This window comes from Herbidospora daliensis (assembly GCF_001570585.1).
GTDB lineage: Bacteria > Actinomycetota > Actinomycetes > Streptosporangiales > Streptosporangiaceae > Herbidospora > Herbidospora daliensis.
Map to the genome: position 1 here is coordinate 286181 of NZ_BBXF01000002.1, position 26696 is coordinate 312876.

At 68.8% G+C, this 26696-nt stretch carries 24 protein-coding genes, 1 tRNA gene and 1 pseudogene; 3 read left to right on the forward strand and 23 right to left on the reverse strand.

Features of this window, described 5'->3' with window-relative positions:
• Position 1 precedes the first annotated feature (1 nt).
• From AW274_RS07585 to topA, 8 genes are all read right to left on the reverse strand, one after another.
• A complete protein-coding gene (locus AW274_RS07585) occupies positions 2 to 1441 on the reverse strand; it encodes an alpha/beta hydrolase (protein WP_157519881.1) in 1440 nt (479 codons plus the stop codon).
• Positions 1438 to 2253, reverse strand: coding sequence for a PSP1 domain-containing protein (locus AW274_RS07590; RefSeq protein ID WP_232320115.1), 816 nt, complete (start codon positions 2251 to 2253; stop codon positions 1438 to 1440). Before AW274_RS07590 ends, AW274_RS07585 begins: the two co-directional genes overlap by 4 nt.
• A gap of 66 nt (positions 2254 to 2319) precedes the next feature.
• On the reverse strand, positions 2320 to 3867 hold the full coding sequence (locus AW274_RS07595; RefSeq protein WP_062430378.1) for a hypothetical protein: 1548 nt from the start codon (positions 3865 to 3867) through the stop codon (positions 2320 to 2322).
• Complete coding sequence (locus tag AW274_RS07600; RefSeq protein ID WP_232320028.1) at positions 3864 to 4376, reverse strand: SigE family RNA polymerase sigma factor; 513 nt, start codon at positions 4374 to 4376, stop codon at positions 3864 to 3866. The genes AW274_RS07595 and AW274_RS07600 overlap by 4 nt, the downstream gene beginning before the upstream one ends.
• A 74-nt stretch (positions 4377 to 4450) precedes the next feature.
• Positions 4451 to 5632 (reverse strand): DNA polymerase III subunit delta', encoded by a 1182-nt coding sequence (locus AW274_RS07605; protein ID WP_062430380.1) that lies wholly within the window; start codon positions 5630 to 5632, stop codon positions 4451 to 4453.
• A 9-nt stretch (positions 5633 to 5641) separates the two neighbouring features.
• The gene (gene tmk, locus AW274_RS07610) at positions 5642 to 7672 is read right to left on the reverse strand and encodes a dTMP kinase (protein WP_062430381.1); all 2031 of its coding nucleotides are present in this window, start codon (positions 7670 to 7672) and stop codon (positions 5642 to 5644) included.
• A 164-nt stretch (positions 7673 to 7836) separates the two neighbouring features.
• Positions 7837 to 9087 carry a metallophosphoesterase gene (locus AW274_RS07615; RefSeq protein WP_062430382.1) on the reverse strand — a complete coding sequence of 417 codons (1251 nt, stop codon included), beginning with the start codon at positions 9085 to 9087 and terminating at the stop codon, positions 7837 to 7839.
• Positions 9088 to 9231: 144 nt separating this feature from the next.
• Positions 9232 to 11964 carry a type I DNA topoisomerase gene (topA, locus tag AW274_RS07620; protein WP_062430383.1) on the reverse strand — a complete coding sequence of 911 codons (2733 nt, stop codon included), beginning with the start codon at positions 11962 to 11964 and terminating at the stop codon, positions 9232 to 9234.
• A gap of 192 nt (positions 11965 to 12156) precedes the next feature.
• Between topA and AW274_RS41835 the strand changes: the two genes are divergently transcribed.
• Positions 12157 to 12342, forward strand: a complete 186-nt coding sequence (locus tag AW274_RS41835; RefSeq protein WP_081898449.1) for a DUF5703 family protein — start codon at positions 12157 to 12159, stop codon at positions 12340 to 12342.
• Positions 12343 to 12478: 136 nt separating this feature from the next.
• Here the strand turns inward: AW274_RS41835 and AW274_RS07625 are convergent, their stop codons facing one another.
• From AW274_RS07625 to AW274_RS07635, 3 genes are all read right to left on the reverse strand, one after another.
• Positions 12479 to 14398 (reverse strand): chaplin family protein, encoded by a 1920-nt coding sequence (locus tag AW274_RS07625; protein WP_062430384.1) that lies wholly within the window; start codon positions 14396 to 14398, stop codon positions 12479 to 12481.
• Positions 14399 to 14587: 189 nt separating this feature from the next.
• The gene (locus tag AW274_RS07630) at positions 14588 to 15031 is read right to left on the reverse strand and encodes a hypothetical protein (protein ID WP_062430385.1); all 444 of its coding nucleotides are present in this window, start codon (positions 15029 to 15031) and stop codon (positions 14588 to 14590) included.
• Between the two features lie 190 nt (positions 15032 to 15221).
• Entirely contained in the window at positions 15222 to 16520 is a 1299-nt protein-coding gene (locus AW274_RS07635; RefSeq protein WP_062430386.1) for a M20/M25/M40 family metallo-hydrolase, read from the reverse strand.
• A gap of 131 nt (positions 16521 to 16651) precedes the next feature.
• Between AW274_RS07635 and AW274_RS07640 the strand changes: the two genes are divergently transcribed.
• Positions 16652 to 16737 (forward strand) — tRNA-Leu (locus AW274_RS07640).
• A 571-nt stretch (positions 16738 to 17308) separates the two neighbouring features.
• Here the strand turns inward: AW274_RS07640 and AW274_RS42915 are convergent.
• The 11 genes and pseudogenes from AW274_RS42915 to AW274_RS07685 form a co-directional block, all read right to left on the reverse strand.
• Positions 17309 to 18394: pseudogene (locus AW274_RS42915) on the reverse strand (recombinase family protein); the annotation flags it as partial.
• Between the two features lie 9 nt (positions 18395 to 18403).
• Entirely contained in the window at positions 18404 to 18535 is a 132-nt protein-coding gene (locus AW274_RS42590; RefSeq protein WP_269750548.1) for a hypothetical protein, read from the reverse strand.
• Positions 18532 to 20088 (reverse strand): replication initiator, encoded by a 1557-nt coding sequence (locus tag AW274_RS07650; protein WP_062431767.1) that lies wholly within the window; start codon positions 20086 to 20088, stop codon positions 18532 to 18534. Before AW274_RS07650 ends, AW274_RS42590 begins: the two co-directional genes overlap by 4 nt.
• A gap of 50 nt (positions 20089 to 20138) precedes the next feature.
• A complete protein-coding gene (locus AW274_RS40070) occupies positions 20139 to 20291 on the reverse strand; it encodes a hypothetical protein (protein WP_157519883.1) in 153 nt (50 codons plus the stop codon).
• Positions 20284 to 20472: a hypothetical protein gene (locus tag AW274_RS07655; protein ID WP_062430387.1), complete on the reverse strand. Its 189-nt coding sequence runs from the start codon at positions 20470 to 20472 to the stop codon at positions 20284 to 20286. Before AW274_RS07655 ends, AW274_RS40070 begins: the two co-directional genes overlap by 8 nt.
• Positions 20469 to 21926 (reverse strand): FtsK/SpoIIIE domain-containing protein, encoded by a 1458-nt coding sequence (locus AW274_RS07660; protein WP_062430388.1) that lies wholly within the window; start codon positions 21924 to 21926, stop codon positions 20469 to 20471. The genes AW274_RS07655 and AW274_RS07660 overlap by 4 nt, the downstream gene beginning before the upstream one ends.
• 87 nt (positions 21927 to 22013) lie before the next feature.
• A complete protein-coding gene (locus AW274_RS07665; RefSeq protein WP_062430389.1) occupies positions 22014 to 22313 on the reverse strand; it encodes a hypothetical protein in 300 nt (99 codons plus the stop codon).
• Positions 22310 to 22735: a hypothetical protein gene (locus AW274_RS07670; protein ID WP_062430390.1), complete on the reverse strand. Its 426-nt coding sequence runs from the start codon at positions 22733 to 22735 to the stop codon at positions 22310 to 22312. The genes AW274_RS07665 and AW274_RS07670 overlap by 4 nt, the downstream gene beginning before the upstream one ends.
• Before the next feature lie 112 nt (positions 22736 to 22847).
• Positions 22848 to 23564, reverse strand: a complete 717-nt coding sequence (locus tag AW274_RS07675; RefSeq protein WP_062430391.1) for a GntR family transcriptional regulator — start codon at positions 23562 to 23564, stop codon at positions 22848 to 22850.
• Between the two features lie 90 nt (positions 23565 to 23654).
• The gene (locus AW274_RS07680; RefSeq protein ID WP_062430392.1) at positions 23655 to 23885 is read right to left on the reverse strand and encodes a hypothetical protein; all 231 of its coding nucleotides are present in this window, start codon (positions 23883 to 23885) and stop codon (positions 23655 to 23657) included.
• Between the two features lie 62 nt (positions 23886 to 23947).
• Entirely contained in the window at positions 23948 to 24358 is a 411-nt protein-coding gene (locus AW274_RS07685) for a hypothetical protein (RefSeq protein ID WP_232320029.1), read from the reverse strand.
• A gap of 115 nt (positions 24359 to 24473) precedes the next feature.
• Between AW274_RS07685 and AW274_RS07690 the strand changes: the two genes are divergently transcribed.
• The gene (locus AW274_RS07690; RefSeq protein WP_232320030.1) at positions 24474 to 25712 is read left to right on the forward strand and encodes an NsdA family TPR-like regulatory protein; all 1239 of its coding nucleotides are present in this window, start codon (positions 24474 to 24476) and stop codon (positions 25710 to 25712) included.
• On the opposite strand, the gene AW274_RS07695 is transcribed toward AW274_RS07690, so the two are convergent.
• On the reverse strand, positions 25693 to 26253 hold the full coding sequence (locus AW274_RS07695) for an NUDIX hydrolase (protein ID WP_062430394.1): 561 nt from the start codon (positions 26251 to 26253) through the stop codon (positions 25693 to 25695). The two genes, AW274_RS07690 and AW274_RS07695, sit on opposite strands and share 20 nt — an antisense overlap.
• Between the last annotated feature and the right edge of the window lie 443 nt (positions 26254 to 26696).

A 26696-nucleotide genomic window follows, 5' to 3' on the forward strand; every position in this document is an offset into this window, starting at 1 on the left:
ATCAACACCGCGTCCCCTCCTTGGGCACTGCAAGATCCACCAGGTACCCGTCCACCGCCCGATCGACGCACGACGACCCCGTCAGATAAGCCGTGTGCCCATCCCCGTCATAAGACAGCAGAACCCCCGACTCCAGCTCGGAAGCCAGCGCCTCCGACCACTCGTAGGGCGTAGCAGGATCCCGCGTGGTCCCCACGACCAGGATCGGCGCCGCCCCAGCCCCGGTGATCTTCAGGTCGGCCTCGGCAGACCGCTCAGGCCAGTAAGCGCACGCCAGGCTGTCCCACATCACGAACTTCCCGAATCGGGGCGCCGTCTCGGCCGCCTTCTTGGCCGCCGCCTCGTAGTCGGCCACCTCCGCGGGATAGGCGTGATCAATACAGTTGACCGCCTTGTTCGACTCCGTCTGGTTGGTCCACGATCCGTCGATGCGCCGCCCCAGCAGGACGTCGGCCATCCGCAACAACTGGGTCCCGTCCCCTGCGAAGGCCTCCTTGAGCGCCCCTCGCAGGATCTCCCACGAGTTGCGGTCGTAAAGCGGGGTGATCACGCCGAAGGCCGCCCAGGTGTCGTTGATCACCCGGGCGTCGGTCTGGTTGCGCAGCGGCAGCAGGTCGGCGCGCTGGAGCAGCCGGGAGATCTCGTCGAGGGCGCCCTCGACCGTGCGGGAGGAGAACGGGCAGTCGGCGGCGGTGAAGCAGTCTTCGACGAAGGCGCGCATCGCCACCTCGAAGCCCTTGGCCTGCACGGCGTTCTGTTCGAGGGCCGAGATCCGGGGGTCGACCGCGCCGTCGAGGACCAGCGCCCGCACCCGGTCGGGGAACAGTTGCGCGTAGACCGCCCCCAGGTAGGTCCCGTAGGACTTGCCGAGGTAGGTCAGCTTGTCGTCACCGAGGGCCTCGCGCAGGACGTCCATGTCGCGGGCCGCATCGGCGGTGCCCACGTGAGCCAGGAGTGCGCCGCTGTTCTGGCGGCAGCCCTCGGCGAACTTCTTCGCCCCGGCGACCATGGCCGCCTCTTCTTCGGGCGTGTCGGGGGTCATGTCGAGCGACAGGTAGGACTCGACCTCGGCCTCCGACAGGCACTTCAGCGGCGTCGATTCGCCCACGCCCCGAGGGTCGAAGCCGACCAGGTCGAAACGCTGGCGCAGCGTGTCGGAGACGGGTGAATCCCGTACATAATCGATGCCCGAGCCGCCCGGTCCGCCCGGGTTGATCAGCAGCGAGCCGATGCGGTCGCCGGTGGCGGGGAGCTTCGCGACCGCGATCTCGATCTTCTCGCCGTCGGGCTGGTCATAATCGAGCGGTACGGCCAGAGTCGCGCACTGCAGGCCCTCATGGCATGACGTCCACGAAAGACCCTCATCAGTGGGCGACGACGACGCCTCCGGCGCCGAGCACCCGGCCGCCAGCAGTGCCAGCGCCAGCAGCAGTCGCCTCACGACGATTCGTAGGTTTCTTCGTACGCCTTCCGCGGGCCGCACACACTCGCCTTGGAGCACGCGCACCGCCGGCCGCCGTCGTTGAGCCGCACGATCACCGAGTCGGACGGCACGTTGTGGCCGACGACGACCCCCGCGCCCTCCGGGGTGTCGACGGTCAGGCCGACCCGAGGCGCTCCGGCGCGGAACTCCTGGTAGAGCGGGTGCTCGAACTTCAGGCAGCACATCAGGCGACCGCACGCGCCCGCGATCCGCAGCGGGTTGACCGGGAGGTCCTGGTCTTTCGCCATGCGTACGGAAACGGGTTCGAAGTCTTTCAGGAAGGTCGCGCAGCACAGGTCGCGCCCGCACGGGCCGATCCCGCCCTGGAGCCGGGCCTCGTCGCGCGGGCCGATCTGGCGCAGTTCGACGCGGGCGCGCAGGTTGCGGGCCAGGTCGCGGACGAGCGCGCGGAAGTCAACCCGATGGGGGGCCGAGAAGTAGACCGTGTAAACGTTGTCGGCGTCGATGTAGTCGACGCCGACCACCTTCATCGGCAGGTCGTGGCGCTTGATCAGGCGCTTGGACACGCTGCGGGCCTCGGCGCGGCGGCGCTTGTTGGACTCGTCGCGGGTCAGGTGCTCATCGCCCGCGAGGCCGCCGCAGACGGGCAGGCCGTCGACGTCCTCCGAGACCCACTGGGGGGCCCAGATCGTCTCGGCGACCTCGAACCCGGCGTCGGTCGGCACGAGGACCCGATCGCCCACCTTCGGAGAGTGGCCACCCGGATCGAGGTAGTACAACCGCCCGTATCGGGTGAAGCTCACGGCCATCATCATGCCCAAGGGAGCCCGGCCTCCTCGTGTGGTTGCGCCTTCCCGCCACCCTACGCGCCCTCTTTACCAGGCAACCACTCCGTCCATGACACGGCCGGGAATGTCCATCACCTTCCGGTACGCGTTCTCCGAGACCTCCCCGATCTCCAGTTCGCTCTGGACGAGGATCCGGCCTCCGCCGGGCGCCAGGTCGAGGACCCGCAACCAGGCACGGCCCCGGTAGAGGACCTCGGCGGGTTCCCTGCCGTCCGGATCGAAGGCCATGACCGCGGCCCGGGGGTCGCCGAGCGTGGTCATCCCGGTGCCCACGCCCGCGATCAGCCGGGTGCCGTCAGACGACATCCGCACGCCGTAGAACTGCACCCGCGTACCGTCGAGTTCACCCGACAGCACCACGCGGCGCGGGTCGGCGGACTCGTCGGTGTCGAGCACGTAGATCTCGGGAGAGTCGGCGCAGTCGAGCGCGCGCAGCTGGTTGGGCGCGAGCTCCCCGTTCTCCAGTACCTCGCGTACCTCGAAGAAACGGCACGAACCGACCCCCTTCAGCGTGCCCAGACTGGGTGGCACGCTCGTGGGCGCGGGATACACGTCGAAGTTTCCGCTCGGCATGGGCCCGGGAGAGGGGACGACGACCACCACGTTCCCGGACGGTCCACGGTCGGACACCGTGTGGGTGGGCACCGAGACGACCATCGGCCTCTCTGGCGCCCCGGAAGGCGGGGGTGCGCTCGGAACGGGTGTCAGCGGGACCGATGGCGAGGGCCAGACCGCCGCAGGCCCATCCGTGGGCCGCGGATTCGGCAGCGGCGTCGGCGTGACCGGAGCCACGGACATGACCGCCGCGGGCTCGTGCGTCGGCGGACTCGGCAGCGGCGTCGAAATGTCCGATGGCGGGGCCACGATCACCGTCGGTTCCGAGACGGCCACCTGGTGGTCCACCGCCATCGTCGTGTACGCGATCTTCGACCCGTCGTCACTCGTCGAGATCGCGGCGAACCCGGTCCGCGCCGCGACCCGGAACCGCCGGTCCTTCCCCGACCCGGTGTCGGCGACCACGAGGAAGCCGGTCCCGTCGCCGTCGGTGACGCAGGGGACCGCCCCGAGGACGATCTTCGTCCCGTCGCCACTCACCGCGAAGGCGCTGATCCTGGTCCGGTCCGGCCGCCGGACCGGCACCTCGCTGAGCGGCCCGGCCCGGCCCTGGTCGTCCACGCTGAACCGGACGATCCTGCTGGAGCAGAGCACGGGTCCGCTCTGGGAGGCGTAGAAGGTGCGATTGTCCGGCGCGGCCTGGACCTGGTTGTAGAACCACCCCGCCGTCCCCTCGATCCGGTCGAGTTCGGCCCCGTCGCCGGCCCCCCGGACGATCAGCGCGTACTCGTCCTTGACCTGGACGATGAACCGGGGGGCCACCGTGGTCGACGCGGTCTGGCCGAGCCCGCCGCGTGTCATCACCACGCTCCCCACGATCGCCAGCCCGACCGCCAGCGCCGCCGCCAGGGGCGCCAGAAAGCCCTTCCTGGCCTTCTCCAGCCGCAGCGGAGGCACCGTGGAGATCGTGTCGCCGGCGGCCGTCGTCGCGTCCTTCAGGCGGGAAATGACGTCGTTCATGCGTTCTCTCCAAGAATGCGACCCAGCGCGTCGAGTGCCCGGGAGGTCGTGGATTTGACGGTCCCCCGGCTGACCCCCATCGCCTGGGCGGTCTCCTCCTCCGACAGTTCGGCGTAGTACCGCAGCACCAGCGCCTCCCGCTGCCGCTGCGGCAGCCGGTGCAGGCCCTCCAGGACCTCCCGGCGCTCCGCCCCCAGTAACGCGGCCGACTCCGCCGACCAGACGGGTGGGTCGTAGGCCCCCGCGAACCACGACGGCAACCGTCTTCGGCGCAGCACGCTGCGCGCGTTGTTCAGCACCGAACTGCGCAGATAGGGCACGGCCGCGGCCGGATCGCGCAGGTGCCGCCACCGCCGGTGCAGCCCCAGGAACGCGTCCTGGACGGCGTCCTCCGCGCTCTCCCGGTCGCCGAGCATGATCAGGGCCAGCCTGGTCAGCCCGAGCGCATGCTCCTCGTAGAGGCGGCTGATCGCCTCATCGCGATCACCGGAGGAGAGGGCAATGTCCACCGTTTCGGCCTGCATGCTTCAGAGACGTACAGAATGCTCCGAGGTTGCTCGCCCGCCCGGCCGAATGTCCAGAGTCAGCCGGTCGGCTTCCACAGGGCGAGGGTCAGGGCCTCGACGGCGATCTGCGGGTTCACGTTGGCCGCCAGCCGCTCGCGGCAGCGCATGATCGCCGCCGTGCGCTTCAGCGTCTCTTCGGGCTTGGACGCCCGCGCCGCCGCCTCCAGCTCGGCCCGCCGGTCGCCGTTGGCCAGTTCGACCGGCGCCCCGAACTGCACGGCCAGGACGTCGCGGTAGAAGGCCATCAGGTCGAGCAGCGCCGTGTCGAGCGACTCGCGCTTGATCCGGGTCGCCCGGGACTTCTGCGCCGTCTCGAGTTCCTTCAGCGCGCCCGCGCCGCCCCTGACCAGGCCCTTGTTCAGGCCCTTCCCGGTCGAGCCCTCGCCGTAGATGGCCCGCAGTTCGGCGATCTCGCTCTCGTTGAGCTCGACGGTGGCCGCTGCGGCGTCTTCGTCGGCGGTCTTCACGAGCTTCTCGGCCGCGGCGATGCACTCGCCGACGTTGGTCAGGCTCTTGGGAATCGACAGTACGGCCTCCCGTCGCCCCCTGGCCGACGCGTCGAGCGCCAGCCGCCGGGCCCGAGCCAGGTCGCCCTGAGCCGCGCGCGCCACCGACTCGGCCACCCCGGGAGCCACGCTGTCGCGGGTCACGAGCGCGTGGGCCACCGCCTGGCTCGACGGCGTCACCAGGGTCACCACCCGGCAGCGCGACCGGATGGTGATGATCATGTCGTCGGGCGCCGGCGCGCAGAGCAGCCACACCGTGCGTGGCGGGGGCTCCTCGATGGCCTTGAGGAGGGCGTTGGCGGCCTGCTCGGTGGCCCGGTCGGCGTCGTCGAAGAGCACCACCCGCCAGCGGCCCATCGTCGACCGCCCGGCGGCCCGGAGGATGAGCTCGCGGGTCTGCTTCACGCCGTACGAGAGCCCCTGGGGCCGGACCGACTCGAGGTCGGGGTGGGAGCCGATCATCACCTGGTGGCAGGCGTCGCAGTGGCCGCAGCCCCGATCGGGGCAGAGCAGGGCGGCGGCGAAGGCCTTGGCGGCGTCGAAGCGCCCCGAGCCGGGCGGCCCGGTGAACAACCACGCGTGGGTCATGCCCGCGCCGCGGCCCCCGGCGAGCACCTCGGCGGCAGCGGCGGCGGCCCGGCGCAGCACCGTCGCGGCCTGTTCCTGGCCGACGAGGTCATCGAACACGTCCACCCGGAAAGGCTAGTCCTTGATGGCGGGCATCGTTCCGGTGTTGGCCTCGGTCTCGCGGGGCACCGGGTCGGGCAGCACCTCACGCACCCGATCCTGGATCAACCGGGACACCTCGGGCTGGGTGAGCGTGCCGTCGACGACGAAGTAACGCTCGGGGTCGCGGGCGGCCAGCGCACGGAACTCCGAACGCACCCGCTCGTGGAAGTCGAGCGGCTCCGACTCGATCCGGTCGGCCGGGTGGGCGTGCCGCCGCAGGCCCACCGACGGCGGCACGTCGACCAGCACGGTCAGATGGGGCACCAGCCCGCCGGTGGCCCACTGGTTGACCTGGGCGACCTCGTCGGTCCCGAGGACACGTCCGGCCCCCTGGTAGGCGAGCGAGGAGTCGACGTAGCGGTCGCAGACGACCATCGACCCGCGCTCCAGCGCCGGCCTGATGACCTTCTCGACGTGCTCGGCCCGGTCGGCGGCGTACAAAAGCGTCTCGGCGTGGGCCGACAGGCCCTGGTGGGTGGAGTCGAGCAGGATCGCCCGCAGCCGCATGCCGACCTTGGTCGACCCCGGCTCCCGGGTCTGGACGACGTCGAACCCCTGGTCGCGCAGCCAGATCGCGAGCAGCCGCGACTGGGTGGTCTTGCCGGAGCCCTCGCCGCCCTCGAAGGCGATGAACATGCCCGGCGCCTCTTCCTGGGGCTCGGGCGCGAACCGCTCGCCGCGCAGCGCGGCCACCAGGTCGACCCGCAGCGGCACCTCGGGCCGGTCGTCGAGCCGCCGCAGCGACAGGACGCCGATCACCACGGCCGCCACGGCCCCGACGAGCAGCACCAGGTTGGCGCCGTCGAAGGCGTAGGCCAGATCTCCGACGACCAGTTCGTGTTCGCCGAAGAAGGCGCCCACCAGCGCCGCCACGGCGACCACGCCCAGGAACACGACCCGGGTGACGGCGTGGAGGAAGTCGACCGGCCGCCGGCCCTCGGACTCGGCCTCGATCGTGGTGAAGCCGATGATCCAGGCGATGCCGGCGAACACCCCGGAGACGAAGGTCAGCCCGGCCACGAGCACCAGGTTGTGGATCAGCGCCATGGCCGCGACCGTCAGCCCGGCCAGGATGATCGAGAGCCCGAAGAACCGCCGCCGCGACAACTCGGTGAGCCACCGCAGCCCGAAGAACGAGCCCGCGGCCGCCCCCGCGAACACGGCGCAGAACACCGTGGCGTATCCGGCGTCACCGCCGCCCAGCACGTCGACGTAGGCCCGGCCGACGGCCACCACGATGGAGACCGCGGCGAACACGCCGATCATGCCGACGTAGAGCCGCTTGACGGCCCGGTTCACGGTGGCGAGCCGCCACCCGTCGGCGAGCTGGGTCAGCACCGACGGCTTGGGACGCCCGCCCGCGTTGCGCAGATCGAGGGTGAACACCAGCGCGGCGGTGGCGAGGTAGCAGATCCCGGCCACCACGATCATGATCTTCCCGGCGCCGAGCCCGAACCCGGGGACGATCGCCGTGACCACGTTGACCAGGCCCGCCATCAGGGCGAACAGGAACGCGGCGAGGGGGGCCATGGCGTACCAGGCGAGCAGGCCCACCCGGTCGGCGTCGGCCCGCCGGGCGGCGGGCACCAGCCCGGAGACGGCGGCGTCCCGGCCCGCGCTCCACACCAGCGACGCGCACTCGATCAGGAACATCGCCAGGATGAGCCACTGGTGGCCGCCGACGACCAGCGCCAGCAGGACCACCACGAACCGCACCGCGTCGGCCGCGGCCATGGCCAGCCGCCAGTCGACCTTGGAGACCAGCAGCCCGGCGAGCGGCCCGAGCAACACCGCCGGGAGCAGCTTGGCGAGGAAGACCCCGCCGATCACCAGGCTCTGCGTCGGGTAGCCGTCTCCTTGGGTGAGCGTCCCGGCCAGGGCGGTCAACGCGATCAGGGCCAGCCAGTCGCCCAGCCCGCCGACGGACATCGCGGTCCACAGGCGGCGGAACGGAGCGATGGCCAGCACGTGGGACGGCTTGCGGGCCCGGCCGGGGGTGCTCATGGTGTCAGCGTATCCAGGTGCTCGCTGCGGGTGGGGGGCTGAGCAGGCCGGTTTGTCCGGGCTGCTCATCGCCTGAGGGTATTACGAACCGCGTGGTGCCGCAGTAGTCATGCGCGTTGGCGACGACTTCGGCGGGAGCGCCAACCCATCGCCGGGTCGCCACGTCAGCCCCGCTCCAGCCGGATCAGGGTGACCTCGGGCGGCGCCCCGACCCGGACCGGCGGCCCCCAGAACCCGGCGCCCCTGGTGACGTAGATCTGCATCTCGCCGATCGTGTCGAGCCCTCGGACCACGGGCTGCTGGAGCGGCACGATCTGGTCGAACGGCACCATCTGGCCGCCGTGGGTGTGGCCGGAGAGCTGGAGGTCGACCCCCCACGACGCCGCCTCGGTCCCGATGACCGGTTGATGGGCCAGCAGGACCGTCGGCACCCCCTCGGGCCGGCCGAAGAGCGCCGGATGGAGGTCGGGACCGGCCTCCATGGTCGCGCCGTTGACGTCGTTCACCCCGGCCAGCGTGATCGCCTCGACGCCGTCGTGGTAGATCGAGAGACGCTCGTTCGCCAGCGTGCGGATGCCGTAGGCCTCCAGGGTGTCGATCCACTCGGCGGGACCGCCCTCGATGTAGTACTCGTGGTTGCCGGTGACGAAATAGCTGCCCTGGCGAGCCTGGATGTCGCGGAGCGGAGCGGCCAGATGGCCGAGCTCCCGCACGCTCCCGTCGACGAGGTCGCCCACGATGGCCACGATGTCGGCGTCGCATCGGTTGATCTTGTCGACGATGCGCTCGGTGTGGGCGATGCCCGTCAGCGGCCCCAGGTGGATGTCGCTGACCAGGGCGATCCGCAGGCCGTGGGCCCGGGGGTCGAGGTTCGCCAGCCTGATCGGCACCCGCTCCAGCACGGGATCGCCGAGCCCCGACTTGAGGCCGAACCCGACGATCGTGCCCGCGCCCACCCCGGCCACCACGGCCGCCGTGCGGTTGATGAACAACCGCCGGTCGGGCCGCTTGGGCGGCTCGACGACGTCTTCGACCTGGATCTCGATCTTCCTGGGCCCGGACGACGACCCGACCGTCGCCGGGATGACCTTGGGCGGCGGCGCGGCCTTGACCGGGTCGCCCCGGAAGAAGCGGTTGAGGATCAGCCGGGGGATCTCCAGCGCCAGGCAGATCAGCGTCACGTAGAACATGACCGCCACCCAGATGAACCCCGGCCAGGCCAGCAGGTGGACGATCCACGACGACGCCACGCGGGTGCCGACGAGCGCCACGAGCAACAGCACGAGCAGCAGGACCAGCACCGCGGTCAGGGCCTTGCGCGCCCGGCCCGGCAGGGTCGTCGATCGGATCAACCGCCGGTAGAGGTAGTAGTGGACGGCGAAGACCACGCCGAACACGACGACGAGAAAACCCACGGTTACCCCCTAACGGACCGCGCTCATGCTACGAGTAAAGAACCCGCGCGCAGCAGCCGGGAGAGCCGCCTGTGGACAAGCTGTCGCTTGTGGACAACCGCGGCCTGCGCGGCGGACCGCGCAGGCTGACAAGCTGTAAAACGGCTACTTCGCCTTGGTGTTGGCCCGAGCCGTCGGCTTGGTGGTCGTCGACTTCGCCGCCGCCGTCTTGGCCTTCGTGGCGGTGGTGGTCTTCTTCGCCGGAGCCTTCTTGGCGGGCGCCTTCTTGACCGGAGCCTTCTCACGACGGTCGGCGAGCAGCTCGGCCGCCCGCTCGATGGTGATGTCCTCGACCGTGTCGCCCTTGCGCAGCGACGCGTTGGTCTCGCCGTCGGTCACGTAGGGACCGAAGCGGCCTTCCTTCACCACGACCGGCTTCTTGGACGCCGGGTCTTCGCCCAGCTCGCGCAGCGGCGCGGCAGCGGCCCTGCGACCCCGCTGCTTCGGCTGCGCGAACACCTCCCTGGCCTGCTCGATCGTCATCGTGAGCAGCTCCTCCTCGGCCGTCAGCGACCGGGAGTCGGTGCCCTTCTTGATGTAGGGACCGAACTTGCCGTTGTGGGCGACGACCTCCTCGCCGTCGATCTCCCCGACCACGCGGGGGATCGTCAGCAGCTTCAGCGCCACCTCGAGGGTGATCGTCTCCGGGTCCATCGTCTTGAACAGCGAGCTGATGCGCGGCTTGGGCTGATCGGCCTTCTTCACCCGCTTCTTCGGGGCGTCGGCGGCCGCCGGCTCCTCGGGGAGCACCTCGGTCACGTAGTGGCCGTAGGGCCCGTTGCGCACCCAGATCGCATGCCCGGTCGCCGGATCGGCGCCCAGCTCACGGGCGCTGGAGGGCTGCGCGAACAGCTCCTCGGCCTTCTCGGCGGTCAGCTCGTCGGGCGTGACGTCGCTGGGCACGTTGACCTTGGCGCCCTCGCGGTCGAGGTAGGTGCCGTAGCGGCCCACCCGGATCACGATGTCGGTTCCCTTGATCGGGAACGAGCTGATCTCCTTGGCGTCGATGTTGCCCAGGTCGCTGACCAGGTCTTTCAGACCCTCGTCGCCGTCGCCGCCGTCGCCGAAGTAGAAGCGCCGCAGTTCGGGCACCCGCTCGGCGCGGTCGTTGGCGATGTCGTCGAGGACCTTCTCCATCTCGGCCGTGAAGTCGTAGTCGACCAGGTTGCCGAAGTGCTGCTCCAGCAGGTTGACCACGGCGAACGCCAGGAACGACGGCACCAGCGCGGTGCCCTTCTTGAACACGTATCCGCGTTCCAAAATCGTCCCGATGATCGACGCGTAGGTCGACGGGCGCCCGATCTCGCGGTCTTCCAGCTCCTTGACCAGCGACGCCTCGGTGTAGCGGGCGGGCGGCTTGGTCGCGTGCCCGGCCGGGGCGAGCTCCAGGATGTCGACCGCCTGGCCCTCGGCGAGGTTGGGCAGCCGCTTCTCGGAGTCGTCGCGGTCGGTCGACGGGTCGTCGGCCCCTTCGACGTAGGCCTTCAGGAAGCCGTAGAACGTGATGGTGCGGCCGGTCGCGCTGAACTCGGCCTGCTCACGGTCGGCCAGCACGCGGACCGAGACCGACTCGCCCTCGGCGTCCTTCATCTGGGACGCGACGGTGCGCTGCCAGATGAGCTCGTAGAGGCGGAACATGTCGCCCGAGAGCCCGGTCTCGCCGGGGGTGCGGAACTCCTCACCCGACGGGCGGATCGCCTCGTGGGCCTCCTGCGCGTTCTTGACCTTGCTGGCGTAGGCCCTCGGCTTGTCGGGCACGTAGGCCGCGCCGTAGAGCTTGATCGCCTGGCTGCGCGCCGCCGCCACGGCGGTCTCCGACAGCGTGATGCTGTCGGTTCGCATGTAGGTGATGAACCCGTTCTCGTAGAGCTTCTGGGCCACCTGCATGGTGAACTTCGCCGAGAAGCCGAGCTTCCGGCTCGCCTCCTGCTGGAGGGTGGTCGTCCGGAAGGGCGCATAGGGCTTTCTCGTGTACGGCTTGCGCTCGACCGAACGTACCGAATAAGAAGCCCCGTTCAGCCGACCGGCCAGCGCGGTGGCGGCGGCCTGGTCGAGGTGGAGCACGTCTTGCCTGGTCAGACGGCCGTCGGAGCCGAAGTCGCGGCCCTGGGCGACCCGCTTGCCCGCGACGGACAGCAAAGTCGCACCGAAGCGGCTGGGATCGTCACTGTCGAGCCCGGTGTCGAAAACGGCGGACAGGTCCCAGTAGGAGGCGCTGGTGAACGCGATGCGGTCACGCTCCCGCTCGACCACCAGACGCGTCGCGACCGACTGAACCCGGCCCGCCGAGAGCCCCTGCTTGACCTTCTTCCACAGGACCGGGCTGACCTCGAAACCGTAGAGACGGTCGAGGATGCGCCGGGTCTCCTGCGCGTCGACCAGGCGCAAGTTGAGGTCGCGCGGGTTGGCGACGGCGTCGCGGATCGCCTGCGGGGTGATCTCGTGGAACACCATGCGGTGGACCGGCACCTTCGGCTTCAGCACCTCGCGCAGGTGCCACGCGATGGCCTCGCCCTCGCGGTCCTCGTCCGTCGCGAGGTAGAGCTCGTCGGCCTCTTTCAGAAGCTGCTTCAGCTTCGAGACCTGCGACTTCTTGTCGCTGTTCACGATGTAGAGCGGCTCGAAGTCGTCGTCGACGTTCACGCCGAGCTTGGCCCAGGCCTGGCTCGCGTACTCCTCGGGGATCGTGTCGCCCTTCCCCGGAAGATCGCGGATGTGGCCGATGCTGGACTCGACGACGTAACCGCGCCCGAGGTACCCGGCGATCGTCTTCGCCTTGGCAGGCGACTCGACGATGACCAGGCGGGTTCCGCCGGCGTTGCCGTTGTTCGCTGGCACGCTGCTACCTACCTCGCTGTTCGCTGCTTATCCCCGTCGGTGTGGGCCTTTCACGGTAACCCGTCACGAGCGGCCCTCCCCCTCGGGCTACCCGGGTGGGCCCCGGTCTGTAACCACCTGGACCCGTTATCCCACGAGGACGCAGAATAGAGCCCATCGGACTCCACCGTCCCCAACGGGAGACTAATCGCTGTGCTCGACTACTCCTACATGGAGCTCTTCCTTCCACGCGGAACCTCGCGTGAAGCGGCTCGTCAACTCCTGACGGAACATGCCGAATACGGCCATTGGGAACTCCACCGTCTGCGCCTCTATTCCGACGGCAGCCGCAGGGTCTGGCTGCGACGGAAGATCATACGCGCGGTCAGCACTCTTTAAACATGGCTTTGCCCGCCCCGGGCCGCGCCCCCGAGACGGGCAAAGCTTTCCCGCCTCCCCCAGCGGGAACCGCCCGGCCGGGGGAGACACCTTGTGGACTCGCCGCCTGACGGCGGCGGCACGTCTTACTTAGGGCCTACTTGCGGCGGCCGAAGCGCAGCCGGCGGGCGCCGGCGAACAGGGTGGCCGAGGCGGCGAACATGGCACCCAGCAGCAGGGCGGCCAGCGAACCCGAGTTCATGCCGGTGATCGAGTCAGGCTGGGCGGCGCTCATCAGGCCGAGCCCGCCGACGGGCAGCGCCGAGGCGGCCGAACCGAGCGAACCCGCGACCGGCAGGCCCTGGGCCGCACCGGTGACCGGGGCCAGCGGGCTGGCCTGGGCGTTCTTGGCGGGAGCCTTCTTGCCCGCAGCGGCGGCCGGGACGGCCGGAGCGCCGGGCAGGCCGGGCAGCGCCGGGAGGCCGAGCATGCCGGGCAGGTCGCCGACCAGCGGCAGACCGGCGGCGCTCATCTTGGTGAGCTGACGGGCCGAGCTCATCGCCGGCAGGGCGGGCAGCGGGCCGGAGGTCTCGGCCGCGTCGACCTTGCCCCAGCTCTGGGTCAGGTTGTCGTAACCGTCGCCGGTGGTGTGGTTGACCGAACGGCCGACCTTGCTGCCGCCGAGGCACCCGGCGGCGGCGTCGCCCAGCCCGGCGACCGCGTTGCCGCACGCGTTGATGGGCGCCGTGATCGGCGCGATGATCTGGTTCCCGGCGAGCACGCCGGACTTGCCGTCGGTCTTGTTGCCACCGCCGCCGGGCCCGCCCTCGGCGGAGACGTCGCCGGTGCAGTGGGCCTCGGCCCCGCCCGCCGCCGCGACGGCGTTGCCGCACGCGTTGATCGGCGCGGTGATCGGCGCGATCACCTGGTTGCCCGCGGCGACCCCGGACCGGCCGCTGGTGGTGTTGCCGCCCGCTCCCTTGCCGCCGTTCTTGGCGGTGGCGCCGCCCTTGCACCCGGCGAAGGCCTCGCCGAACAGCGCGACCGCGTTGCCGCAGATGTTGATCGGCGCGGTGATCGGCGCGATCACCTGGTTGCCCGCGACGACCCCCGAACGGCCGTCGGTGGTGTTGCCGCCCGCGCCGGTGCCCGGCGTGGTGTTGACCGCCTCGGAACCGCCCTTGCATCCGGCCAGCGCGCCCCCGATGGCGTTGCCGCAGACGTTGACGGGCAGGTTGACCGGGGCGATCACCTGATTGCCGCTGCCGGCGCCGAAGCGGCCGTCGGTGTCGTTGCCGGTCGAGCCGGGCTTGCCGGGACCGTGCTGGTATTTCGGACCAGGGTCGCCGTTCGTCGAGGTCGAGCCGCCCTTGCAGCCCGAGAACGCGTCGCCGAACACCGCGACGGTGACGCCGCAGACGTTGATCGGCGCGCTGACCGGCGCGATGACCTGGTTGCCGCCGAGGGCGGCGGAGCGCCCGGAGGTGGAGTTGCCGCCCGGCCCGGTGCCGGTGTTCTTGACGGTCGAGCCGCCCTTGCAGCCCGCGACCGCGTCACCGAAGATCGCGACCGCGTTGCCGCACGCGTTGACGGGAGCCGTGATCGGCGCCGTGACCTGGTTGCCGCCCAGCAGGCTGTTGGCCCCGCTGGTGGTGTTCTTGCCCGCGCCGCCCTGACCGGACGTCTTGACCTCCGAGCCGCCCTTGCACCCGGCGTCGGAGTTGCCGAACAGCGCGATCGCGTTGCCACAGGCGTTGATCGGCGCGCTGACCGGCGCGTTCACCTGGTTGCCGCCCAGGACGCTGCTCTTGCCGGAGGTGCTGCCCTGGATGCCCTTGCCGGAGGTGTTGCTGTTGTCGACGGACGCGCCGCCCTTCGACGTGGCGGTCGAGCCGCCCGCGACCCCGATGGCGTTGCCGCTCAGGTCGATCGGGAGGGACACCGGCAGGTTGACCTGGTTACCGCCACCGACCGAGCTCTGACCGTCGGTGTCGGCGACAGCGGTCCCCGTGCCGAGGGCCATGACGCCGGCCGCGAGGAGAGCCGCGGGGGCAGAGCCCTTCGCCCACGTTCGCATGATGAAAACTCCATTTGTTCTGGGGGTACCTGACAACTCGTGACAGAAGAACTCCAGGCCGAAGGCACAGCGGTGCCATGGAGCGTCACGAGGATTGGGGAATTCCGCGACTATCAGCGCGGAGAAGGAGATGCCTGCCTGACGGGGAAGAGCCAGGACTCAGGCGAGACCGACCACCGGATCGCGGGATCAGTCAGGAGAGAAAGAAGGGTCGTCCGCCGCTGTGCGGACGACCGGGGGAAGCACGGCCGCCATGGGAACAGGCAGGGCCGCGGGCCGCGGGCCGGAGAAGGACCGAGCGACATCCCCGAAAAGGATGGAACCGCCGCCGTTCTGGGGAACGAGACCGTTGCCCTGAGAGTGTTCGGCGGAGGCGGGTGGAGGCGCGACCGGCGTGGACGAGCTGGTGAGCCCGTCGACGTTGCGCCCGGCCATGGCCTGCGCGTCGCCCGCCGTGGGGAACCCGTCGGCGACCTGCACCGACCCGGCGACGACAGGTGAGGGGACGGGGCCGGTGGAGGCATGTGCCTCACCGGCGAACCCGAAGACCACTCCGAGCACCCAGCCGACGGCGATCAGACCACCGACGACCAAAAGGCGACTCAGCCGGGAATCGGCCGCGAACCGCGCCATCCGAGCTTCCCGGCTCCCGGCCGGGACGGCCGCGTCTGCACGCCGGTCAGCGACGGGCGCGAACGCCCCTCGCTGAACACTCGGCATGCGGAACACGCGACCTCCCAGGTGCCGTCGAGCCGCCCAGTGCGGATCAACCCCTCAACGCGGAGTAACTTTACAGCCACGCCAAGTGATCGCAACCGGAAACTCAGCAGAGGTCAAGGAATCGATCAAGCACCCGCACGCCAAACTGGAGCGAATCGACCGGCACCCTCTCGTCCACGCCATGGAACATCCCAGAGAAGTCCAGGTCAGCGGGCAGCTTGAGCGGCGCGAAACCGAACCCGCGAATTCCCAGCCGGGTGAACGCCTTGAGGTCGGTGCCGCCCGAGAGCATGTAGGGAACGGCCCGCGACCCCGGGTCCTCCTGCTCGAGCGCGTCGGCCATGGCCGTGACCAGCCGCCCGTCGAACGAGGTCTCGACGGCGATGTCGTGGTAGTCGAACTCGCGCGTGACGTTGGGCCCGAGCAGCTCGTCGACCTTCTCGAAGAACTCCTCCTCCGTACCCGGCAGGAAGCGCCCGTCGACCCGTGCGGTGGCCGTCTGCGGAATGACGTTGGCCTTGTACCCCGACTCCAGCATCGTCGGGTTGGTCGTGTTGCGGAGGGTCGCCCCGATCATCCGCGCCAGCGGCCCGAGCTTGGCCACGGCCGCCTCGGCGCTCTCGGCCTCGACCTCGATGTCGAAGGCCTCCTTGAAGAACGACCTGACCGTGGGGGTGATCCGGATCGGCCACTCGTACCGCCCCAGCCGCGCCAGCGCCTCGGAGAGCTCGGTGATGGCGTTCTCGTGGTTGAGCATCGACCCGTGCCCCGCCCGCCCCGTGGCGGTCAGCTTCATCCAGGCGATGCCTTTCTCGGCCGCCTCGATGAGATAGAGGCGCTTGTCCTCGGCCACGGTGACGCTGAACCCGCCCACCTCGCCGATCGCCTCGGTGGCCCCCTCGAACAGGTGAGGGTGCTTGTCGACGAGCCACTGCGCGCCGTAGTTCCCCCCGGCCTCCTCGTCGGCGGTGAAGATGAGCAGCACGTCCCGCTCGGGCCGCCGCCCCTCCCGCAGCCGCTTGCGGACGGTGGCGAGGATCATGGCGTCCATGTCCTTCATGTCGACCGCCCCGCGCCCCCAGACGCACCCGTCGGCGATCTCCCCCGACAGCGGATGATGCCGCCAGTCGTCGGCCTGGAAGGGCACGACGTCGAGGTGACCGTGCAGGATCAGCCCTTCGCGGCCAGGGTCGGTGCCCTCGATCCTGGCGACGAGGTTGGCCCGCTTGTGATCGCTTTCCAGGATCGTGGCCTCGACACCGACCTCAGCCAGCTTCGCCGCTACGTACTCGGCCGCCTCACGTTCCCCGGGACCGCGGTTGTCGCCGGCGTTTGTCGTGTCGATGCGGATGAGTTCCTGGCACAGGGTGACGACGTCGTTCTCGCCGGTGACGGCGGTCATGGCGTTCCTCCAGAGCGTGGTTCGGCTTGCGCCTCCCATCCTGCCGGTTGGATCTCGGGATGAACCACGCGGCCGGGAGTGCTAACCTTTAACAGCCGACGCGGGGAAGACGTTCCGTGTGTGGGTCACCGGTCCGGGTGGCGGAATAGGCAGACGCGCTAGCTTGAGGTGCTAGTGCCCAGTGATGGGCATGGGGGTTCAAGTCCCCCCTCGGACACGTACCGACAGCCTATGGAATCCTGGTTGCTGACAGCAGCAACCAGGATTTTCTTTTGTCCGGGGTGGTACGTGAGTCTCAGGCCGAGTTCGTTGTAGATCTTGGCCTTGCGGGTCGGCTCCGCCCGGCCAAGGACGTCCACCAGGCCGCCCATGTCTCGAAGGGCGGCGGCAAGCTCGTCACGGTCGAAGGTCCGCCGTTGAGGGACGGGCAGCCGTCGGAGCTTGTGTTCAAGGGCAGCCTTGCGTTTCTGCTCTTCGCCCATCCAGCCAGCGACCAACGCTGCGTCGGCACCCGCTTCCAGAGCCGCCCGATGACGGGCCAGTTTTCGATCACACTCGGCCATCTGACGGCGGATGTTCTCGGCTTCTGTGACCTCAGGAGCCGGTGTCTCTTCCACCTCGCCGAGCAGGTCCAGGGTTCGGTTGATGTTGGACGGGCTGAACAGACGCTCCAGCCAACGATCGAGCCGTGGCGCGATGTCGATCTCGCGAAGGTAGACATTCCTGGGATGTTCGACCCGGTTCGCCAAGGCGTACTCCTCCGGGTAGCGGCAGCGGTAGTACTGCGTCTCATTGATCCACTGCCCCTGCATGTTGCGATCACACAGACCACAGACGAGCAGGCCACGGAGCTGGTAGACGTGGCGGGTCCGCAGCACGGTCTTGTCGGTGTGGCAATCTCCTCGACCGGCCATGGTGAGCTGTACCGCCTCGAAGTCCTCACGGCTGACGATGGGCGGATGCGCCGGCTGGTCCGACCAGATCCAGTTGCTCTCCGGGTTCCAGCGGAGTTTGGACACGTGGCCCAGGCCGACGTCGTCGACGTCGATGAGCACCTCGTCTTTGCGCTGCCGGTTCCAGACCTGGTAGCCCGTGTACCGGGGGTTGGTCAGGATGGCGCGAACAGCGCCCTTGGACCAGGCGATGCCCGAGCGATGACGGTTCCTCGCGCGGTCATGCGCCGAAGGGCTCAAGATGCCGTCCCGGGTCAGACGCTCGGCGATGGCGAACAACCCGTACCCCGTCAAGTAGTCGGCGAAGATGCGGGCGACGACGACCGAGGCGATCGAGTCGAGCTCCAGCCGGTGAAGTCGCCGACCATCGGCGGCCTTGGACGGGTTCGGGTGCGGCCCCGCGTCAACGAGCAGGTAGCCGTAAGGCGGGCGTCCACCCAGGAACCGGCCCTCCATCTTCGCTTGGGCGCCCATGGCGCTGCGAACACGGACCTTGACGCGGTTCCGCTCCCCCTTGCTCATCCCGCCGAAGACGCTCATGACGAGGTCGTGCGCCTCGTTCGCCGGGTCGATGGGGCCGCCCACCTCAGGCACCCACAAGGGCACGCCGAAGTGCTCGAAGATCGGGAAGGTCAGGCCGTATTGGTTGCCGTAGAAGGCCCGATGCGGCTCACCGATGACCACCGCTTCGAAGCCGCGATTACGGTCCCTGAGAGCCGCCAGGAGAGCCGCCGCGCGGGGACGACGCTGCCAGGGGATCGAACGCGACTTGTCGACGTCGAAGAACTCGGCGACGATCCCGCCCCCGCGCGACTCGATGAGGGCGCGGGAGCGGGTGATCTGCCAGGCTCGGGATGACGCAGGATCTTGGTTGTCCTCTGTGGACACGCGGCCGTAGAAGCCGAACCGGATCTCACTCATGATCGCCTTTCAGGCCGCGTTCAGATGCGCGGACTTCGTGGTGTGGACGGCGTCCATCAGGATCGCCAGCAGTTGGACCGCCGCTTGCGTGGTCAGGTGGGGAACCTCGCTCGGCAGGTCGATGGAGAGTTCCTCTTTCACGCGGCCCTCCCTTCGACTGCCGAAAGATCTTGGCCTTCTGCTGCGGCTTGGAGCTGGTTCATGTGAGCCCTCCAGCGGAGGCGCTCGCGGATGGAGCGCAGCAGGCGGACCCGGATCGGAGAGACGTCGGGGTCTCCAGCCGCGACCGGCGACCAGATGTAGCGGCCGGCGTCGGCGGGTTCGGCGTCGAGGCCGAGAGCCTCCAGAACCCAGGTGCGGCGGTCGGCCTTGTGCTCGGTGAGGGTCTTGTTCGACCACTTCCGGGAGACCAACACTCGGCGTCCGCCGTAACCGAGGTGTTCGGCGCGGTGGGCCTTACCCCGGCAGCGGCCGGGGATCATGCCTGGCTTGGCGTTCTTGGGCTGGACGCCATAGCGAAGCCAGTTTGGGCAGGTCGGTGTGCAAGGTTCGTAGCGCAAGGCGTCGAGTAGACGGGCGGCGTGATCGCGAGCTGCCTGGGTGTCGGCGGCTTGGCCGAGGGTCTTGGTCAGGTACTTGGAGACGTAGCGGATGGCCTGGTCCGCGTCGGGGGTGCCCGCGAGGATGCCTTGGGCGTCGATCTGCGGACCGAAGCGGACGACGTGGAACGGCTGGGCGTCAGGGTCGAGTTCGTCGAGTGCCTGTGCCCAGGTGAGCAGGACTTCGCCGGTGGCGGGGTCGAGGTAGCCGGCTTGTTCGTCCCAGACAGGGAGGTGGTTGCCCTCGAAGCGGACCACATCGCAGGAGGGCCACCAGACCTGGTGGTAGGTGGCCGCCGCAAGGGCGCGGATGTCGGCGCGGGGCAGGGTGCCGCGCATGGCCATGTGGAGGTGCGGCGCCAGGCGCTTTTGCATCTCGACCGAGGCGAAGTACTGGACGTCGTAGCCAGCGACGCGGCGAAGGTTCTGCACGAACCTGTCGATCAGCTTGCCGAAGTGGATCGCGTCCCGTGCCGCGCGCACGTAGTCGTAGCTGCCAGGGTCGACCGGCGCGCCGGCGTTCACCCGGCCGTAGGTGTCGAGCGTGAGAGTGATGAACATCGAGGGCCGGTACGAGCGCCCATCCGCCCCGCTGTACGTGCGGCCCAGCGTGGTCGCCGTCATCATCCGCTTCGGAAGGTTGGGCGCATCTTGGCGACGACGGGTCGAGCGGGAACGCTTCGTTCCGACCAGACCGACGACGTTGCCGCGTACACCCGCCGCGTTGATCTCGGCGTCGAGTTCCATGATGGCCTGGTCGTAGTCGTCGGTGGGGTCGCCCGCGGATTGCGCGGTGTCGCGGAGAGCCTGGGCTTCGGCCCGCCACTCGACCAGGTGCCGTTGGTATTCGGTGGGCTCGTCCGGGGTGGTGACCGGTTCGGCGGCCAGGTGCCAACCTTCGCGGCACTGGGCCATCCGCAACTTCCGGTTCCGCTTGGCGCACGGCGGACACTTGGCGTCCAGCGTCGAGCCGCACGGGACGTCGATGATCTGGGAGGTGCCGGTCGTGATGTCCATCCGGCGGAGTGCCACCGGGCGGATGCAGACGCCGTTGTCGATCGCGATGGCCTCGACCACCTCGCGCGCCAGGGGCATCGCCTGCTTGACGGCGCGCGGGGTGTGCCGGTCGGTCGGGTTGTTCAACGTCACCTCCAGTGGTCGGCGTCGGGGATCACGGTCGCCTTGGCGCCGCACTCGCGGCACTCGACGACGGCGCGGACGGGGTAGATCCACAGGCTGTCGGTCGTGCCACAGCAGGAGCAGGTCAGGTCGTCGAGGACGTAGGAGAACTCAGCCACGGTCGTCTCCCTCAACGAGGTCGGCGCGCAGGCGGGTCAGGCCGGTGTAGGGCTCGGTGGTGATCTGGACGTCAACCAGGCGAAGGAACCGCATCTCCCCCGCGCTGGTGAGCCGCAGGAACATGAGCTCCTCGGGAACGCTGATCACCTCGGCGCGCGTGCCGGTCAGGGTGAGCTTCACGCCGCCCCGCTCTCGACAGCAGGCCGCGTGGCCAGGTGGTGGGCGACCATGTCCCGGATGTCGTCGTCGGAGACGTAAGTGGCGCGGACACGGATCGGGTCGGGCGAGGTTTCGAGACGGACGTAGCCGATGCCGGCGCCCTGTTCGGGGTTGGACGAGACGAGGTCGGCCAGCGCGCCCCTGTCCCGGGCACCGTCACCGAGGACCATGTCGACCTGTTCGGACTCGTCGAGGCGAAGAGCGATCTTGTCCGGGAACAGGTTGCGGATGTTCATGACCTCCTTTCGTGGGTCCTGCAATGCGGCCAGGACGCCGAAGCCGACAGCCCGCCCCTGGGTGGTGAGCGTGGCCAGAGCGGCGGTGATGCGCTGGCGAAGGGCCTTGTCGGACTGGTAGGCGGTCAGGAACGCCACTTCGTCGACGACCACCAGGACGAACGGTTCGTCCACCGTCGCGGTGTGCGTGCGGCGCACGCCTGCGTACTTGTCGGCCCGTTGCTGCATCTCCGCTACGGCGGCTTCCAGCAGGTCGGCGCAGTCCGCCGGGGTGGCGGCGTAACGGCCGTCGAACAAGGGCCTGCCGAGAGACAACTCCATCCGCTTGGGGTCCAGCGCCCAGACCTGGACCAGCCCGGCCGCCATGGCGGGGAGCAGGCCACGGATGATCGACCAGATCCACGAGCCCTTGCCGGCGCCGGTAGCGCCCGCGATCAAGATGTGGGTTCCGTGCACGTTGAGCCGGTAGGGCTCGCCGTCCTCACGGTCGCCCACGTCTACCGGCCTGACTTCAGCCGGTCTCTGCTCGGTGTGGTCGGGCAGCGCATGAGCAGGGATCGGATGGGCCAGCGGGTCGCGGCGCGGCAGGGTCAGCAGCACGGTCCCCGGGGTGTGCAGGGTGACGCGGGCGACGGGCGCACCGAAGCCCTGGGCGAGGTGGTCGGCCCGCTTGGTCCAGTCCTCCAGGGATTGGCCCTTCAGCATGCGGACGATGACCAGATCGGCCCACGGTGTGCAGCTGACTTTCCGCAGTCGGGGCAGGTAGTCACGACCGTGCAAGTGCCGGCCGAGACCCGAGACGATCATGACGGGCTGCCAGTGTCTCCGGTAGATCCAGAACCTTCGCCAGAAGGCCAGCAGCGGCCAGGTGACCCGCGAGGAGAACGACGGCCGGTGAATCATGGCCCAACTGGCGAGGATGGGCACAGCCACCCCGATCAGGAAGAGGCTGCCGCGCCAGTCGACCAGGACCGCCAGGGCGACCAGTGCCCCGACGATGGCGACCGCGATGGGGTGCCGCCAGGTCAGCCGGAACGAACCGGCGATGAGACGGACGAACCATAAGCCGATGGTCAGGACGGCCGGGGTGTTGACCACGACCGGCCTGAACACGATCTTCGTGTCCGGGGTGGTGGTGACGAGGTTCCGTGCCTCGTCACCAGGAAGTCGGCGAAACACTAGGGTTGTGCTCCTCTCGGAACATATGCAGTGGGCTGGGAGAACCGGGGCGGCCGGAGGGTCCAAGCTCCAGCCGCCCCACCTGAGTCAGGCCGCTTCGGTCTCGTTGGGGCCGGGGGGCGCCGACTGAGGCCGGCATTCAGCCACCAGGCTCGTCACGGCCTCCAGCAGTTCGGCCATGAAGTCCATCGGCGGTTCGGCGTCCGTGTCGGGCAGGCAGATCCGCATGCTGACGCGGTCCTGGTCGATGACGACGTAACCGCCCATCGAGCCCCGGCGGGGGTAGTACCGAACCCGCGCCTCGGGTCCGGCGTCGATCGCCACGTTGACCCGGGCCTCACGACCGGGGTGGATCATGATGCTCGCGTAGCCGTAGCCCTCACTCATGACGCGTTCTCCTTCATGTTCGGGACGGGCTTGCCGACCCCGGCCATGGAGCGCGGGGCGTACATCTGACGAACCTTGATCGACCAGGCCAGGCGGCCCGCCGCGTTCACATACGCGACCACCGCGATCTCGCCGAACTCCACCGGGGTGAAGGGCAGGCCCGGCATCGGCGCCGGGGGGACCGGCTGGACCGAGGCGAGGATCTTGACGGACACGGTCTTCTGAGCGGGCTTGACCTCGGGATCGGCGTCGAGAACCGGCACCTGCCAGACGAGTTCTCGCGTCTGCTTGTCGCGGGTCTGGACGAACCGGCCGTTGGTCGAAGCGTCGAAGTCCTTGACCGGCTCGACGTCTCCGACGACGTAGCAGCCGCGCGGGAAGAGCTGGGCGAAGGTGACGGGGATCGGTCCCTGCAAAGCCATGAGCCTCCTTCTGGGACAACCATTTGTTCGGTCGTCCACTTGTCCGATTGAGTTGCTCTGAACTTACCCCACTCGTCCGGTCAAGTAAACGAGTAGACGCGCGGGGTAAGGCTCAACTCACCTGATAGACATCTTCGAGCTCGTGCAGATCGCCTGGCAGGGCAAGGCTCACGACCATGAACGCAGTGCCGGCCGCGTCGTGGACCGACGACAGCACAGCGAGGATCGGCGCAGACGAACCGAGTTGTTCGGCCTCATCCTTGGTGGGCTTGCGGGCGGACAGCCGCTCGATCACGTGGTCGAAGCGGAGGTGCTTCACGGCCTGGAGATGCTGGCGGACACCGTGCCGTAGCGGGTCGGGCTTCTCCAGATCGGTTCCCATGACGACCTCAAGCGGGAACCACAAAGCCTGGGCGGCGAAGATCTGATCACCCTGCCGGGCAACCCGACGACGAACGACCACCGGCGTCCGCTCGTCCACTCCAAGCAGGCGGGCGATGTGACGAGGCGCCGGCACCCGGGTGACGCTGACAGTGGTGTCGCCGAGCTCTGGTTGCTCGGTTGCCGAGAGTCCTGGCCGGGATCGCTCGGTCGGCGTCTCGGGTCGTCCCTTGACGAAGGAGCCGCGACCGTGTTCGCGCTCGATCCACCCTTGCATCGCCAAGGTCTGGAGTGCGCGGACCACGGTCGTCCTGCCGACGCCCAGCTCACGGACCAGTTGGGTCTCTGAGGGCAACATGTCGCCGGGGGCGTACTCGCCATCCCGGATGCGCTGCTGTATCGCCGCCATCACTTGGGCGTACTTGGGAGGGGCGAATTCCATGCTCATTCTGACCGCCCAATCACTTTTCCACTTGTCTGCATAAGCAGACTAGCGGTTAACCAGGTGCCTGTCAGTGCCCGGAGATGCGAGGAAGCCCTATCTCACCGCGCCGAACAGCAGCGCCGCCCAGATCCGCTGTGCTTCGTCCTCCCGCCAGGTACGAGAGTGGAGGATGGTCGGCTTCAACGGGTCTCCTCGCATCGCCTGGATGAACCACTGTCCGCCCGAGTGGCACAACTCGTACCACGGGCCGTCATGGTCGGCGCAGGTCCAGGCCGCGACGCGACATCGTTCGAACCGTTGCGCGGGGTGCCAGAACAGCTGCACCGCTCCGGGCCTGCGCGGTTGAACGTGGGGAGCCGAGCAGGGACGGGGCCAATACTTCCCGGTCACCCGCCGGTTCTTTCGAAGCGGACCTGACCTGCTCCGTCCAGCGTCGCGTGAAAAAGCACTTCACAGTCCCGGTCGTCCTGGACGAATCCGAAGCGGTACGCACGGCGCTTGATCCGCCCCCACACCGACACGTCGGCGGGCGTCTGGCGAAGAGCGGCACGCAGCTCGTCCATCGACGACGCCTGCTGTGAGGTGGTGCCACAAGGACCGATCCGATCTGTCCCGCCGATGGAGTGGAAGACCTCCCACTCGTACATCTCACTCATCTGCAACGGCCCGTCGCAGAAAAGGCAGTCCTCTGGAGCGCTGGTCTCCAGTCCGAGCAGCCTGGCGGTGGCCTGACCGCGACGGGTGACGATCTTCCAGCCGCGCCCGTCGCACGCTTCGCACTTAACCGGGGTTGTCATGAGGCAAGAATGGAACGCGCCGAATTCCTGTCCTATCTCACCGGGATATACCAGCGAGTGATATCGAGCCGAAAGAGGTAGGGTCCAAGGCGCACCCCTCAAGCATCCGTACAGCATGAACGCCCCGGAGCCTGGTATGCCAGGAAATGCGTACGAGCCCATCCACATTCCCGACGAGGTATGGGACAAGGAGTCGACTCAGGCAATTCTCAGGGATCGCGACATAGCGGGATTATTCAAGATCGCAGTCAAGTACACGGGCGCCAGCCAGGTACGCATCAGCACCGCCACCGGCATCTCCCAGGGCCGTGTCAGCCAGCACATGCGCGGACAACGGCAGGTCACCGACCTTGAGGTGTTCGAGCGCATCGCCGCCGGCCTCAGCCTGCCCGACCACGCACGAATGCTGCTCGGCCTTGCCCCTATCGACGTCGCCTCACCAACCGGCAATCGCGGCAACGACCACCAAGAGCAGAGCGACGAATTGAAGGCGCGGATCGAGGCCGCCGCCGTGGTCGACCCGGTTACCGTGATGATCCTTTCGACGGACACCAATAATCTGCGGCTACTCGACAGGCGTCTCGGAAGCGCGGCCATCGCCGACAAGATGCGCGCCCAGATATCCCAAATCGAGCGTGCTCACCATCACGCCATCAGGCATGGGATACGGCGGGATCTCGCGCATGTGTTGTCAGAGACCGCTTCTCTTGCCGGATGGCAGGCCATCGACACCTGCGCTCTCAACGATGCGTGGAACCACCACGAACGTGCCATCACGGCTGGCCGTGAAGCTGAGGACCCTGCGGTTCTGGCGTATGCGCAGGGGCAGCAGGCATATGTGCTGATGGACCTGGGAAGGCCGGCGGAAGCAGCCGAGGTCATCCACCACGTGCGCGGGACGTTCGACCGCGTTGTGCCTGCCCGGCTGCGGACGTGGCTCGCGGTGGCCGAGGCCGAGGCGTCCGCCACTCTCGGAGACGAGAAGACCTGTCGGGACGCGCTCGACCAGGCCGCCGATCTCCTACCCGAAGGCGACACCGATCCGGAGCTTCCTTATCTGGCACTCAACAAGCACCACTTGGCCCGGTGGCGTGGGAGTTGTCTCGTCCACTTCGGCGACCCGGAGACCGTGGAAGACCTCAAGTCCGCACTTGCCGGGATGGACGGCACCTTCAACCGCGCCGAGGCAGGGTTGAGATGCGATCTGGCTCACGCGCTGCTCGCGCTGGGCGAAACCGACGCCGCGCAACCGCACCTCTACCGAGCCGAGCAACTCGCCACCATGACCGGCTCACGGCGCAACGGAAGACGGATTGCCCGGCTGCGGAAGGCGCTCAGTCGTGCAGAGCGTTGAGGCGTTCTCGGGCGTACAGGAGACCGACCAGGACACCTGAGTTCCAGACGTCGCCACGCGCGATCATGCCGGGGATCTCCTTCATCGGGATCCACTCCAGGCGGTCGGCCTCGACCTCTCCAACGGGTTCGCCGGCCAATTCGGCACCCCGGCCCAGGAACACGAGGTGTTCGGAGTCGACCATGCCGACCATGGGCTGAAAGGTGATCAGGTGCTCGATCTCCCTTAGCCGGTAGCCGGTTTCTTCCTCTACCTCGCGAGCGGCGGTTGCCTGAGGGTCTTCGCCGACCTCGACCAGGCCGCCGGGGAGCTCCCAGCCCCAGCGGTCGAACAGGAAGCGGTGACGCCACATCATCAACACGCGCTGCTCGTCATCGACGACGACCGTCATGGCGGCTCGTCCCAGGTGCACGGCGTGGTGCTCGAAACGCTCACCGTCGGGGATCTCGACGTCGACCAGACCCAGCCTGATCCACTCGTTATCGTAGATGAGGCGTTCGCCGTGGACGATCCAGCGCGTCTGCTCCTCGTTGGTAGCCACAGCGCGACGCTACAGCCATAGATCGCCGACGTACACGGAAAGAAGTAGGCCACTGGCCTAACGGCTGGACGCTTACATTGCCGAATTGTTCTTGTGAGGGATCAAGACGGCGGCGCGCCGCGCCGCCGTAACTGGCCCTCTGCCGCCCGCCGTCCGGGCTGCGGCCTGGGGGCCGGTCCCGGCCGACTGCGGCCCGGGCCGTTTACCGACCCGGCGGGCCGTCGTTGCCGAACGATCTCGCCGACGTCCTGCGGCGCACCGCCGTACCAGGTTCGCCCTCACGATCGCCTGATGGTGGTTGGCGATTGGTTGATGGTCGGGGGCGATCGACGATCCAGGGCTTCGTTCCTCAGCCCCGGCTCAACGGGTGCCGAGATATCCGCTGTCCACTGCGGCGACGTGTTGCGGCACTTGCAGCTGGGTCATCCGACTAACGCTCATCC

Coding starts and splice junctions, on each gene's coding strand:
- AW274_RS07590 (WP_232320115.1), bottom strand. CDS start 2,253: ATGGCCGTGAGCTTCACCCGATACGGGCGGTTGTACTACCTCGATCCG.
- AW274_RS07595 (WP_062430378.1), bottom strand. CDS start 3,867: ATGAACGACGTCATTTCCCGCCTGAAGGACGCGACGACGGCCGCCGGC.
- tmk (WP_062430381.1), bottom strand. CDS start 7,672: ATGAGCACCCCCGGCCGGGCCCGCAAGCCGTCCCACGTGCTGGCCATC.
- AW274_RS07625 (WP_062430384.1), bottom strand. CDS start 14,398: ATGCGAACGTGGGCGAAGGGCTCTGCCCCCGCGGCTCTCCTCGCGGCC.
- AW274_RS07630 (WP_062430385.1), bottom strand. CDS start 15,031: ATGGCGCGGTTCGCGGCCGATTCCCGGCTGAGTCGCCTTTTGGTCGTC.
- AW274_RS07635 (WP_062430386.1), bottom strand. CDS start 16,520: ATGACCGCCGTCACCGGCGAGAACGACGTCGTCACCCTGTGCCAGGAA.
- AW274_RS07650 (WP_062431767.1), bottom strand. CDS start 20,088: ATGCCCCTGGCGCGCGAGGTGGTCGAGGCCATCGCGATCGACAACGGC.
- AW274_RS07665 (WP_062430389.1), bottom strand. CDS start 22,313: ATGAGTGAGGGCTACGGCTACGCGAGCATCATGATCCACCCCGGTCGT.
- AW274_RS07670 (WP_062430390.1), bottom strand. CDS start 22,735: ATGGCTTTGCAGGGACCGATCCCCGTCACCTTCGCCCAGCTCTTCCCG.
- AW274_RS07675 (WP_062430391.1), bottom strand. CDS start 23,564: ATGAGCATGGAATTCGCCCCTCCCAAGTACGCCCAAGTGATGGCGGCG.
- AW274_RS07685 (WP_232320029.1), bottom strand. CDS start 24,358: ATGACAACCCCGGTTAAGTGCGAAGCGTGCGACGGGCGCGGCTGGAAG.
- AW274_RS07690 (WP_232320030.1), top strand. CDS start 24,474: ATGAACGCCCCGGAGCCTGGTATGCCAGGAAATGCGTACGAGCCCATC.